Origin of the sequence: Bradyrhizobium sp. 35 (genome assembly GCF_023073215.1) — a bacterium.
Taxonomy (GTDB): Bacteria; Pseudomonadota; Alphaproteobacteria; order Rhizobiales; family Xanthobacteraceae; genus Bradyrhizobium; species Bradyrhizobium canariense_D.
The window spans coordinates 203,827-215,640 of record NZ_JADPJC010000144.1 but is presented as its reverse complement, the minus strand read 5'-3'; the positions used below and the strand labels follow the sequence as shown (position 1 = coordinate 215,640).

Annotated in this window: 10 protein-coding genes; 8 read left to right on the top strand and 2 right to left on the bottom strand. The window is 66.0% G+C overall.

Annotated elements, in window-relative coordinates; genetic code table 11:
- From IVB36_RS29755 to IVB36_RS29730, 6 genes are all read left to right on the top strand, one after another.
- Window positions 1–900, top strand: coding sequence for an ABC transporter permease (locus tag IVB36_RS29755; protein ID WP_018456014.1), 900 nt, complete (start codon window positions 1–3; stop codon window positions 898–900).
- A 103-nt stretch (window positions 901–1,003) separates the two neighbouring features.
- Window positions 1,004–2,767, top strand: coding sequence for an ABC transporter ATP-binding protein (locus IVB36_RS29750; RefSeq protein WP_247394033.1), 1,764 nt, complete (start codon window positions 1,004–1,006; stop codon window positions 2,765–2,767).
- Window positions 2,767–2,946, top strand: a complete 180-nt coding sequence (locus tag IVB36_RS29745; RefSeq protein ID WP_018456016.1) for a DUF4089 domain-containing protein — start codon at window positions 2,767–2,769, stop codon at window positions 2,944–2,946. Before IVB36_RS29750 ends, IVB36_RS29745 begins: the two co-directional genes overlap by 1 nt.
- A 7-nt stretch (window positions 2,947–2,953) precedes the next feature.
- Window positions 2,954–4,351: an AtzE family amidohydrolase gene (locus tag IVB36_RS29740; protein ID WP_018456017.1), complete on the top strand. Its 1,398-nt coding sequence runs from the start codon at window positions 2,954–2,956 to the stop codon at window positions 4,349–4,351.
- A 1-nt stretch (window position 4,352) separates the two neighbouring features.
- The gene (gene hpxZ, locus IVB36_RS29735) at window positions 4,353–4,745 is read left to right on the top strand and encodes an oxalurate catabolism protein HpxZ (protein WP_018456018.1); all 393 of its coding nucleotides are present in this window, start codon (window positions 4,353–4,355) and stop codon (window positions 4,743–4,745) included.
- Between the two features lie 4 nt (window positions 4,746–4,749).
- Window positions 4,750–5,472, top strand: coding sequence for a GntR family transcriptional regulator (locus tag IVB36_RS29730; RefSeq protein ID WP_018456019.1), 723 nt, complete (start codon window positions 4,750–4,752; stop codon window positions 5,470–5,472).
- 110 nt (window positions 5,473–5,582) lie between these two features.
- On the opposite strand, the gene atzF is transcribed toward IVB36_RS29730, so the two are convergent.
- Window positions 5,583–7,400 (bottom strand): allophanate hydrolase, encoded by a 1,818-nt coding sequence (atzF, locus tag IVB36_RS29725; protein ID WP_026233071.1) that lies wholly within the window; start codon window positions 7,398–7,400, stop codon window positions 5,583–5,585.
- A 368-nt stretch (window positions 7,401–7,768) separates the two neighbouring features.
- Between atzF and IVB36_RS29720 the strand changes: the two genes are divergently transcribed.
- Window positions 7,769–9,619 carry a feruloyl-CoA synthase gene (locus IVB36_RS29720; RefSeq protein ID WP_085357700.1) on the top strand — a complete coding sequence of 617 codons (1,851 nt, stop codon included), beginning with the start codon at window positions 7,769–7,771 and terminating at the stop codon, window positions 9,617–9,619.
- Between the two features lie 359 nt (window positions 9,620–9,978).
- Here IVB36_RS29720 and IVB36_RS29715 read toward each other — a convergent pair whose 3' ends face one another.
- Window positions 9,979–10,485 (bottom strand): MarR family transcriptional regulator, encoded by a 507-nt coding sequence (locus IVB36_RS29715; RefSeq protein WP_018456022.1) that lies wholly within the window; start codon window positions 10,483–10,485, stop codon window positions 9,979–9,981.
- An 83-nt stretch (window positions 10,486–10,568) separates the two neighbouring features.
- On the opposite strand from IVB36_RS29715, the gene IVB36_RS29710 reads away from it, so the two are divergent.
- Entirely contained in the window at window positions 10,569–11,789 is a 1,221-nt protein-coding gene (locus tag IVB36_RS29710; RefSeq protein ID WP_018456023.1) for a cytochrome P450, read from the top strand.
- Window positions 11,790–11,814 lie beyond the last annotated feature (25 nt).

The window sequence follows — 11,814 nt, the reverse complement described above, 5'->3', positions numbered from 1 at the left end:
ATGAGCACCGTTGCGCCTGCTGTTGAACCCGTCGGCCCCGCGCGCACGTCGGGTCTCGTCGCGCTCCTCGACCAGACCCGCTACGTGCTCGGCGAGAACAAGGTCACCGGCTTTGCATTCGCGCTGCTGATCGTGATCCTCCTTGCCGCGATCTTCGGCCCCTATGTGGTGCCGTATGACCCGCTGGCGTCCGACACCGTGGCGTCGCTGAAGCCACCGTCGGCCGCGCACTGGTTCGGCACCGATCAATTGGGCCGTGACATCTTCAGCCGGGTCGTGGTGGCGACGCGGCTCGATACGTTCATCGCGGTCGCCTCCGTCGCCCTGGTGTTCCTGATGGGCGGGCTCGCCGGCATCGCGGCCGGCTATTTCGGCGGCTGGACCGATCGCATCGTCGGCCGCGTCGCCGACACCATCATGGCGTTCCCGCTGTTCGTGCTGGCCATGGGCATCGTCGCCGCGCTGGGGAACACCGTGCAGAACATCATCCTGGCCACCGCCATCGTGAACTTCCCGCTCTACGCCCGCGTTGCGCGCGCCGAAGCCAATGTCCGCCGTAACGCCGGCTTCGTGCAGGCCGCGCGTCTGTCCGGTAACGGCGAATTCCGCATTCTGCTCGTGCATATCCTGCCGAACATCATGCCGATCATGATCGTGCAGATGTCGCTGACCATGGGCTACGCCATCCTCAATGCCGCCGGTCTCTCCTTCATCGGCCTCGGCGTCCGTCCGCCGACGGCCGAATGGGGCATCATGGTCGCCGAAGGCGCCGGCTTCATGGTGTCAGGCGAATGGTGGATCGCGCTATTCCCGGGCCTCGCTTTGATGATCGCCGTGTTCTGCTTCAACCTCCTCGGCGACGGCCTGCGCGACATCGTCGACCCCCAGCGGAGGACGTGATGGCTGGGTTAGGCGTACTTTTTCGCTCGAAATTCCCCAATGAAATCAACCTCATTCTACTGTGCATGGGGTTGTTTTCGCCATTTTTAGTTGGGAGGTGCCCATGACCGCCCCGCCGCTGCTCGACGTCCAGGACCTTACCGTCGAATTCACCACCCGCCGCGGCATCGTCAAGGCGGTGCAGCACGTCAACATTTCCGTCGCCAAGGGCGAGACGCTTGCGATCGTCGGCGAGTCCGGCTCCGGCAAATCGGTGACGTCGTATGCGGTGATGCGCATTCTCGACCGTGCGGGGCGGATCGCCGAAGGCTCGGTGATGTTCTCGGGCATCGACGTCAAGGCCGCGACCGAAGACCAGATGCGCGATCTGCGCGGTCGCGAAGTCTCGATGATCTTCCAGAATCCGCGCGCCGCGCTCAACCCGATCCGGAAGGTCGGCGACCAGATCGAGGACGTGCTGCGCACCCATGTCCAGCAGGCCATGGTTTCGGACCGCGGCGAGAAGGCGATCGAGGCGCTGGAGCAGGTCAAGATCGCCCGCCCGCGCGAGCGCTATCACGCCTATCCGTTCGAATTGTCAGGCGGCATGTGCCAGCGTGTCGTCATCGCGCTCGCGCTCGCCTGCAATCCGCAGCTACTGATCGCGGACGAGCCGACGACCGGATTGGACGTCACCACGCAGAAGGCGGTGATGGATCTGATCGTGGAATTGACCAAGCGCAAGGCAATGTCCACCATCCTGATCACGCACGATCTCGGCCTCGCCGCTGCTTATTGCGACCGCGTCGTCGTGATGGAAAAGGGCAGGGTGGTCGAGACCGCCAAGGCCGCCGACATCTTCGCCAACCCGCAGCACCCCTACACCAAGAAGCTGATGCGCGCGACGCCGCGGCTCGGCGTGAGCCTGCGGGATCTGTTGCCGGAGGAGGAAGGCTCAGCCGTCGTGGCCGGGCCTGACCGGGCCATCCATCAGGCTTCGCAGGACGAGGCCAGGAAGAGCGGGCAGCCCCTTCTCCTCATCGACAAGCTGGTCAAGGAATATCCCCGCCAGGGCGCCACCGCCACGCTCGGCAAATTGTTCGGCCGCAAGCCGCCGGTCGAGCCGGACGTGTTCCGCGCCGTCGACGGCATCAGCTTCTCGATCGGTCACGGCGAGAGCGTCGGCCTGGTCGGCGAGTCCGGCTGCGGCAAATCGACCACGTCGATGATGGTGATGCGGCTGCTGGATCAGACCTCGGGGCTGATCCAGTTCGACGGCGAGGACATCGGCGGCATCGCGCCCGCCGGCTTTGCCCGGCTGCCGCAGCGCAGCCGCATCCAGATGGTGTTCCAGGATCCGACCGACAGCCTCAGCCCGCGCTTCACCGCCGTGCGTGCCATCGCCGATCCCATCATGCAGCTCGGCGACGTCAGGGGGCGCGACGCGCTCCGCGCCCGCTGCGAGGAGCTCGCCACCATGGTGGGCCTGCCGCACAATCTGCTGGATCGCTTCCCGCACCAATTGTCGGGCGGCCAGAAAGCCCGCGTCGGCATCGCCCGCGCCATCGCCCTGCACCCGAAACTCGTGATCCTGGACGAGCCGACCGCCGCGCTCGACGTTTCGGTCCAGGCCGTGGTCCTCAATCTGCTCCAGGACCTCAAGGCCCGACTAGGTATGAGTTATCTGTTCGTCTCGCATGATTTGAACGTAGTGCGCTTGTTGTGCGATCGTGTCATTGTCATGCGGTCGGGTCGAATCGTCGAGGAAGGATCTTCCGAGCGGGTCTTGAGCGATCCGCAGGACGACTACACCAAGGAGCTGCTGACGGCGATCCCGCATCCGCCGCTGCAGACAGAGCGCACACTGAGAGCTTGTTTGGGAGCGTGATGGCCGAACCGTTGGACGATTATATCGACGCTGTCACCAAAGCGTTGGCGTTGCCCGTCGAGGAAGCATGGAGGGCGTCCATCCGCGCCAATCTCGAGGTCTCGCTGCGGCTCGGCCGCCTCGTCGACGAATTCGCGCTGCCGGACGAGACCGAGCCGGCGCCCGTGTTCACGGTCTGACGCCGCCATGACGACCAAGCCAGAGATGACGGCCTCCGAGATCGCGAGCGCGGTTGCGGGCCGCAAGATGTCCGCGCTCGATGCGACCGAAGCCGCGCTTGCGCGCATCAAGCAGCACGACACCATCCTCAATGCGTTTACCGACATCACCGCCGATCGCGCCCGCGCCAAAGCGCGCGCAATCGATGCCGATATCGCCGCCGGCAAGTCCGTCGGCCCATTGGCCGGCGTGCCGTTCGCGGTGAAGAACTTGTTCGACGTCGCAGGCCTCGCCACGCGCGCAGGCTCGAAGATCAACCGCGATCGCGCACCCGCCACGCGCGATGCCACGCTGATCGAGCGCATGGAAGCGGCCGGCGCCGTGCTGGTCGGTGCGCTCAACATGGGTGAATACGCCTATGACTTCACCGGCGAGAACGTCCATGACGGTCCCTCGCGCAATCCGCACGATACGACGCGGATGAGCGGCGGCTCCTCCGGCGGCTCGGGCAGCGCCGTTGGTGGCGCGCTGGTGCCGATCGCGCTCGGTTCCGACACCAACGGTTCGATCCGCGTGCCGTCCTCGTTCTGCGGCATCTTCGGCCTGAAGCCGACCTATGGCCGGCTCTCGCGTGCGCGCTCTTTCCCGTTCGTCGCGAGCCTCGATCATCTCGGCCCGTTCGCGCGCTCCGCCACCGATCTCGCGCTGGCCTATGACGCCATGCAGGGACCGGATGCCGACGATGCCGCCTGCACCACCACACGTGGTCTGGAGCCGACGACACCGCTGCTTGCCAATCCGGTGTCCGACCTGCGCATCGCGATCGCCGGCGGGTACTTCCAGACCAATTTGTTTCCGGAAGCTGTCGAAGCCGTCAGCCGCGTCGCCAAGGCGCTGGGCGCAACGCGCGTGGTGGACGTGCCCGAAGCTGCGCGCGCCCGCGCGGCGGCCTATGTCATCACCACCACCGAGGGCGCCTCGCTGCATCTCGATCGGCTGCGCAAGCGGCCGAACGATTTCGATCCCGCCGTGCGCGACCGGCTGATTGCGGGCGCCATGGTGCCGGCGCCGCTGGTCGACCGCGCGCAAAAATTCCGCCGCTGGTATCGCGCGCAACTCGCCGAGATTTTCAAATCCGTCGACGTGCTGATCGCACCGGCGACGCCATGCACCGCGCCGAAGCTCGGCCAGGTCAATTTCAATCTTGGCGGCGTCGAGATGCCGGTGCGCGCCAATATCGGCATCCACACCCAGCCGATCTCGTTCATCGGCCTGCCTGTGGTCGCCGTGCCGGTGCCGCTCGATCCGCTGCCGATCGGCGTGCAGATCATCGCCGCGCCATGGCGCGAGGACATCGCGCTGCGCGTCGCGTTCGCGTTGGAGAAGATGGGTGTTGCCGCCGCGCCCAGCCCAAGAGGATTTTGAGATGGAGATCGATCTCCCCGAGGTGATCGCAGACGTCAAAGCTGCGTTCGAGCGCTATGAGCAGGCCCTGATCACCAACGACGTCGCCGTGCTCGGCGAGCTCTTCCGCAACGATCCCCGCACGCTGCGCTATGGCATCGGCGAGAACCTCTACGGCTATGAAGCAATCTCCGGCTTTCGCGCCGGCCGCTCGGCGGTCGGCCTCAATCGCCGCACCGCGAAAACCGTGATCACCAGCTATGGCCGCGACACCGCGGTTGCCTCCACCCTGTTCTATCGCGACACGATGCCGGGCAAGGTCGGCCGGCAGATGCAGACCTGGGTAAAATTCCCGGAGGGCTGGCGCGTCGTCGCCGCCCATGTCAGCATCATCGACGAGTCGAAAGAGACCTGACCGTATGACGCTTGACGATCTTCCGCCCGGAGCGCTGCCGGCCGAACCGGCGGTGCCGCGTGTCGACCGGGGGGCGCCGTCAGCGCACAAGGTCACGCGCGCCGAGGAGCTGCGCCTGCAGCTCGCCGACGAGATCGTGCGCGGAGCTCTGCCACCCGGTGCGCCGCTTGACGAGACCGACATCGCGCGCCGCTTCAGCGTTTCGCGCACGCCGGTGCGGGAAGCCCTGCGTCAGCTCGTGGCAAGCGGCCTCGTCGAAGCGCGCGCTCATCGCGGCGCGGTGGTGGCGCAGCCCTCGTTCGAACGGCTGACGGGCATGTTCGAGGCCATGGCGGAGCTTGAGGCGCTGTGTGCGGGTCTTGCCGCCGAGCGCATGTCCGCCACTGAGCGTCACGGCCTGGAAGCCATCCACGAAGAACTGCGGGTGTTGAGCTACGCCGGCAATCCCGAGCGCTTCCACGAGGTCAACGAGCGCTTCCACAACGCGATCTATGCGGGATCGCAGAACGGCTACATCGCCGAGATCACGCTGGCGACGCGCGTGCGCGTACAGCCGTTTCGCCGCGCCCAGTTCCGCAATCTCGGCCGTCTCGCCAAGTCGCAAGCCGAGCACGACCGCGTTGTCGTCGCCATCATGCGCGGCGACAAGCAGGGCGCCGCCGCCGCGATGCGCGCGCATATCGAGCTGGTGCGCGGGGAGTACGAGATCTACGCGGTGTCGGTTTAGGGGCGCGCGCACGGTTGCGTAGGGTGGGCAAAGGCGCAAAGCGCCGTGCCCACCATCTCCCCAAGCTGACGGTGATGGTGGGCACGTTTCGCTTTGCCCACCTACGAGACCTACGCTGTCGTAGCTTCCGCCATATACTTCCGCCAGCCGCCATACGCGGTGATGTCGCGAGCCTCGCCCAGCACCTCGGGCTCGACGAGAAATCCCTTCACGCTGCGGCCATCGGCCAGCCGCACCGTGCCGATCGCCATCGGCGCGGGAATCGCGTTGACGAACTTGCCGAAGGCGGACGACGACAGCGACCAGATTTCCAGCTCGATCGACGCGCCCTTGCCGGCCTCGACGCGCAGCATGCCCGGCTTTGGCGGCGTGGTCTTCAATGCGTAGAGCTTGTAGTCCGCCGCGGTCCTGGTTGCCTCGATCAGCTGGCCGTTCAGCGCTTTCAGTTCGCCGTTCAGCGCCATGCCGGACAGATGCGCGCCGACCACGGCGATGGGAATCTCGTCGACGCCGCTTGCGGCAAGCGGCGCCAGCGCGGCTTGCACGACGCCCTTTGCGCCAAGCGTCAGTTTGGTATCGGCATGGAACACGCGGCCGATGCTGGCGAGCAGCGCATCGTGCCCGGTGGGTGCAAGAATTGTGATGCCGAACGGGATGCCGTCGGCGCGCATCGCCGCCGGCAGCGCGAGACCACAGAGATCGAGCAGATTGACAAAATTGGTATAGGTGCCGAGCCGGCTGTTGAGCTCGACCGGATTGGCCCGCACCTGCGCGGTCGTATAGGCCGTCGGCGCCGTCGGCAGCACCAGCGCGTCGATATTGGTGAAGGTGCGTTCGGCGATCTTGCGCAGGCCCTGCAGACGATAGAGCGCGGAGAAGGTGTCCGTCGCCGTCAACCGCGCACCGGCCGCGGTGATCTCGCGCGTCACGGGATGGATCGCCTCCGGTGCCGAGGCGAGCAGGTCGCGGATCACGAGATAGCGCTCGGCCACCCACGGTCCCTCGTAGAGCAGTCGGGCCGTCTCATAGAACGGCTCGAGGTCGAATTCGACGAGCGTTGCCCCAAGCGCGGTCCAGCGCTTCAGCGCCTCGGCGTAAGCCGCTTCCGCCTTCTTGTCGCCGAAGAAGATCAGCTGTCCGCTGCGCGGCACGCCCAGGCGCAGGTTTGCCGGGAGCGGGGTGATCGCGCCAAGCGGCCGGTCGCGCGAGAACGGATCTGCCTGATCGGGACCTGCCATCACGGAGAGCGCCAGCGCGGCGTCGTCGACCGTCAAAGCGAATACCGAGATGCAGTCGAGCGTCCGGCAGGCCGGCACCAGGCCAGCGGTCGAAATCATGCCGAGGCTCGGCTTGAGACCGACGATGTTGTTGAGCATCGCCGGCACGCGGCCTGAGCCGGCGGTGTCGGTGCCGAGCGACAGTGGCACCAGCCCGGCGCCGACGGCGGTGGCCGATCCCGAGCTCGAGCCGCCGGGAATGAGGTCCTCGCGGATCGCGTTTCTGGGGATGCCGTGGGGCGAGCGCACGCCGACAAGGCCGGTCGCGAACTGGTCGAGATTGGTCTTGCCGATGATGATCGCGCCGGCGGCGCGCAGCCGCTGCACCGCGGTCGAATCATGTGTCGGGGTATACGAGAAGGCCGGGCACGCCGCGGTGGTCGGAAATCCCAGCGCGTCGATATTGTCCTTCACCACGACCGGCACGCCATAGAGCGGCAGGCTGGCGGCGTCCTTGGTGGCGAGCTTCTCGGCCTCCGTGATCGCGTCCTTTTCGTCGCGCAGGCTGATGAAGACGGCGGGGTCGTTGTGGTCGCGGATGCGCTGATAGGTGCGCGCGACCGTCTGCGCCGGTGTGAGCGTGCCCGCGCGATGCGCGGCCACGATCGCGGCGACCGTTTCAGGCTGCTCAGCCCCCATTTCAGCCTTCATGGCGACAAATCTCCGGCTACGTCTCTTCACCCCGATCGAAGCAAGCGATGTGCCATTGTGTACAGAATCCGGGCAGGACAAGTGCTGCGGATATTACCGAGAGATCAGTGGCTTGTGGGATATTTCGAGCTCCGGCGGACCTTCGTGTCAGCGCCCTGTTACGAGCATTTGCGCAAATAATAGGCAGCTAGATCAGGTGCAGCCAGCAATCCATGCCGCGGATGCGCGGCGACCAGCCCTTTGAACGGCGGCGGGCCGTCCCACCTGGCCCCAGCTTGCGCCCCAACAATTGTCGTGGCCAACATGCTGGCCAACGCGGTCCGCGACGAGGCTGCGACCGGTCCCGGCTTCCGGGCGAGGAGGAAACCATGACAGCCGCCCCACGCGGTGATGCTTCGAGCCTGTTTGCGACACCCAGAACCGTTGCCGAGCATCGCGCCGACGGCAGCATCGTGCTGCGCTCGCCCGAGCCTCTGCGCGATGGCGCGCGCTGCGTCGGCGACTGGCTGGAGCAATGGGCGCGGCAGAGGCCCGACGCGATTTTCCTCGCCGAGCGCAGCAGTGCCGAAGCGCCATGGAGCACCGTTACCTATGCGCAGGCGCTGCGCCAGGTGCGCGCGGCGGCGTCCTGGATTCTGGCGCACGGTCTCGGCGCGGAGCGCCCGCTCGCGATCCTCTCCGACAACAGCATCGATCATGCGCTGCTGGCACTGGCGGCGCAGCATGTCGGCGTGCCCTCGGCGGCGATCTCGCCGGCCTATTCCCTGATGTCAAAGGACTTCGACAAGCTCAAGAGCATGATCGCGTTGCTTGAGCCCGCCGCGATCTATGTCTCCGCGACGAGGCCGTTTGCGGCGGCGCTGGCCGCGATCAAGCCGCTGCATAGCGCGCAGATTATCAGCGGCAATGCCGACGATGCCGATGCGCTGGCCTTTCGCACTATCGCGGCAACGCCCGAGAGCCCCGACGTCGCAAAGGCCTTCGCCGCGGTGACGCCCGATACGATCGCAAAACTCCTGTTCACTTCGGGCTCGACCGGCACGCCGAAAGCCGTGATCAACACCCAGCGCATGCTGACGTCCAGCCAGCAGGCCAAGGCGCAGACCTGGACTTTTCTCGAACGGGCGCGCGACGATCTGGTCATTCTCGACTGGCTGCCCTGGAGCCACACGTTTGGCGCGAACCACAATTTCAATCTCGTGCTGCGCAATGGCGGCTCGCTCTATATCGACGGCGGCAAGCCGGCGCCCGGTCTGTTTGCGATGTCGCTCGCCAACCTCAGAAGCGTGATGCCGACGGTCTATTTCAACGTGCCGCGCGGCTTCGACATGTTGATCGCGGCGCTGCGCGGCGACGAGGAGCTGTGTCGCCGCTTCTTCAGCGAGGTGAAATTCGCGTTCTACGCCGGTGCGGCGCTGCCGCAGAATCTCTGGGATGCGCTGGAAGAACTCTCCGTCAAGACTGTTGGCCGCGCGATGCCGATGGTCTCGGCCTGGGGCTCGACCGAGACGTCGCCGCTGGCCACCGACTGCCATTTCCTCGCGGAGCGCTCGGGCAATATCGGCGTGCCCATTCCCGGCACCGAACTGAAGCTCGTTACCTCCGGCGACAAGCTGGAGGTGCGCGTGCGCGGCCCCAACGTCACGCCGGGCTATTGGAAGGCGCCGGAGCTGACCAGGCAGGCTTTTGACGACGAGGGCTTTTATCTCATCGGTGATGCCGTGAAGTTCGCCGACGCGAACCGGCCCGAACGCGGCCTATTCTTTGACGGCCGCGTCGCGGAGGATTTCAAGCTCAATTCCGGCACCTGGGTCAGTGTCGGCACACTGCGCCTCGCCGGCATCGCCGCGCTGGCGCCGCTCGCGCAGGACATCGTCGTCACCGGCCATGGCGGCGACGAGGTGCGCTTCCTGGTGTTTCCGAACATCGCTGCGTGCCGCGCGCATGCCGGCCTGCCCGAGACCGCAGGCGTGAACGACGTGCTCGCGCATGAGAAGATCAGAGCCGCGATCGCGCGGGGGCTGGCGAAACTGAAGCAACACGGCGCCAACTCCTCCGGCCACGCCACGCGCGCGTTGCTGCTCGCCGAGCCGCCGTCGGTCGACGGCGGCGAGATCACCGACAAGGGCTACATCAACCAGCGCGCGGTGCTGACGCGCCGTGCCGATGCGGTGGCGCGGTTGGATGACGATGCGCCGGGCGAGTGGATCGGTCTGTAGCGCTTGGGCCTGTGCCCCGGACGCAGCGCAGCACGCAGTGATGCGCTGCAGAGCCGGGGCCATTCTTCGTGATTGGCATCTCTGGATCCCGGCTCTGCGCAGCAGCGTTTCACGCTGCAGCGCGTCCGGGACAAGAGAGCTCGGCAAACCCAACTACGCCAGCCGCCCTGCCGCATTATGCTGCACGATTCTTTTGTTGCCCAAGCAACTAATTTATGCGAACCGTTCCAGACACGGATGACGGCGGGAGGAACCGCCGCGTCGGATCGGAGGAAGCTATGCTCGGCAGAGAGGGTGCCGCCGGCGAATGTTGGCGCATGCCTGGAAATGACAGGGCTCAGCGCCCGCTGTGTGGCCCGTCAGGTCTCGGTGCTGCCGGTCACCGCGCCGAGATTTTCATGCAGGCGGCGCAACAGGTCGATCAGCACCTCGCGCTCGTCCTTGTCCAGGCAGGACAACAGGCGCCGTTCGCGCTCGAATGCAGCGACGATCACCTTGTCATGGATGGCGCGGCCCTTCGCCGTCAGCGAGATCGAATGGGTGCGCCCGTCATTGGGATCGGTACGGATCGAGATCAACCCCCGCTTTTCCAGGCCGGCCAGCGTCCGACTCACCGGGCCCTTGTCGAAACCGATGACGTGGCAGATGCGCGAGGCGGGAATGCCGGGCTCGATCGCGAGCAGCGACATGATCCGCCATTCCGTGACGTTGACGCCGAACTCTCGCTGATAGAACGCGGTGGCGCTGTTCGAGAGCTTGTTGGCGATGAAGGTGATGAACGCGGGGACGTAGCGGTCAAGATCGAGCGTCGGTCCCGTCTCGGCGGGCGCAGGTTTCTGGCGGGCTCTGGTCGAAGGCGGCGGCATGTCGGGATTCTGTCTCGCGGCGTGTCTGGAGACCTAAAGGTAAGCGCGGCCCTTTCACAAGATCAAAATGAGGGAGGACTTCCATGAGCACTTCCAGCTCCCAGGAAATTAGCGGTTCGTCGGCCGTCCCGCATCTCGACGTCGATCCGTTCGCGATGGATTTTTTCGCCGATCCCTATCCCACGCATGAGCTGCTGCGGGAGGCGGGACCTGTCGTCTATCTCGACAAGTGGAACGTCTATGGCGTGGCGCGCTATGCCGAAGTTCATGCCGTGCTGAACGATCCCGCAACGTTCTGCTCCAGTCGTGGCGTCGGCCTCGCCGATTTCGCGAAGGAGACGCCGTGGCGGCCGCCCAGCCTGATCCTCGAGGCCGATCCTCCCGAGCACACCCGCACCCGCGCCGTGCTCTCAAAGGTGCTGTCGCCGACGGTGATGAAGGGGCTGCGCGACCGCTTTGCCGCGGCAGCGGAAGAGCGTGTGGACGCGCTGCTGGAGAAGCGCAACTTCGATGCCATCACGGACCTTGCCGAGGCCTATCCGCTGTCGATCTTCCCAGATGCGCTCGGGCTTAAGCCTGAGGGACGCGAGAATCTCATTCCCTATGCGAGCCTGGTGTTCAACGCCTTCGGCCCGCCGAACCAGTTGCGCAACGAGGCGATCGCGCGCTCGGCGCCTCACCAGGCCTACGTCACCGAGCAGTGCCAGCGGGACAGCCTCACGCCCGGCGGCATCGGCGCCTGCATCCACGCCCATGTCGGCGAGGGTGCCATCACCGCGACCGAAGCGCCGCTGTTGGTGCGTTCGCTTCTGTCAGCGGGCCTCGACACCACCGTCAACGGCATCGGTGCAGCGGTCTACTGTCTCGCGCGCTTCCCTGAGCAGTGGCAGCGCCTGCGCAACGATTTTACGCTGGCGCGCAACGCTTTCGAGGAGGCCGTTCGTTTTGAAAGCCCGGTGCAGACCTTCTTCCGCACGACCACGCGCGAAGTCGAACTGTCAGGCGCGACCATCGGTGAGGGCGAGAAGGTGTTGATGTTCCTGGCGGCTGCCAATCGCGATCCGGGGCGCTGGGACAAGCCCGACAGCTACGACATAACCCGCCGCACGTCCGGCCATGTTGGCTATGGCTCAGGTATTCACATGTGCGTCGGCCAGCTGGTCGCGCGGCTCGAAGGCGAGACAATGCTCGCGGCGCTGGCCCGCCGGATCGCAAAGATCGAGATCATGGGCGAGCCGCAGCGCCGCTTCAACAACACGCTGCGCGGGCTCGACAGCCTGCCTGTGCGCATCACGCCAGCCTGACGCTGTCGTCATCGCAAACAACAAA

Excerpts from the sequence above, each read along its gene's own strand:
- IVB36_RS29740 (WP_018456017.1), top strand. The coding sequence starts at position 2,954 with ATGACGACCAAGCCAGAGATGACGGCCTCCGAGATCGCGAGCGCGGTT.
- IVB36_RS29715 (WP_018456022.1), bottom strand. The coding sequence starts at position 10,485 with ATGCCGCCGCCTTCGACCAGAGCCCGCCAGAAACCTGCGCCCGCCGAG.
- IVB36_RS29755 (WP_018456014.1), top strand. The coding sequence starts at position 1 with ATGAGCACCGTTGCGCCTGCTGTTGAACCCGTCGGCCCCGCGCGCACG.
- IVB36_RS29745 (WP_018456016.1), top strand. The coding sequence starts at position 2,767 with ATGGCCGAACCGTTGGACGATTATATCGACGCTGTCACCAAAGCGTTG.
- IVB36_RS29750 (WP_247394033.1), top strand. The coding sequence starts at position 1,004 with ATGACCGCCCCGCCGCTGCTCGACGTCCAGGACCTTACCGTCGAATTC.
- atzF (WP_026233071.1), bottom strand. The coding sequence starts at position 7,400 with ATGAAGGCTGAAATGGGGGCTGAGCAGCCTGAAACGGTCGCCGCGATC.
- IVB36_RS29720 (WP_085357700.1), top strand. The coding sequence starts at position 7,769 with ATGACAGCCGCCCCACGCGGTGATGCTTCGAGCCTGTTTGCGACACCC.
- IVB36_RS29730 (WP_018456019.1), top strand. The coding sequence starts at position 4,750 with ATGACGCTTGACGATCTTCCGCCCGGAGCGCTGCCGGCCGAACCGGCG.
- IVB36_RS29710 (WP_018456023.1), top strand. The coding sequence starts at position 10,569 with ATGAGCACTTCCAGCTCCCAGGAAATTAGCGGTTCGTCGGCCGTCCCG.
- hpxZ (WP_018456018.1), top strand. The coding sequence starts at position 4,353 with ATGGAGATCGATCTCCCCGAGGTGATCGCAGACGTCAAAGCTGCGTTC.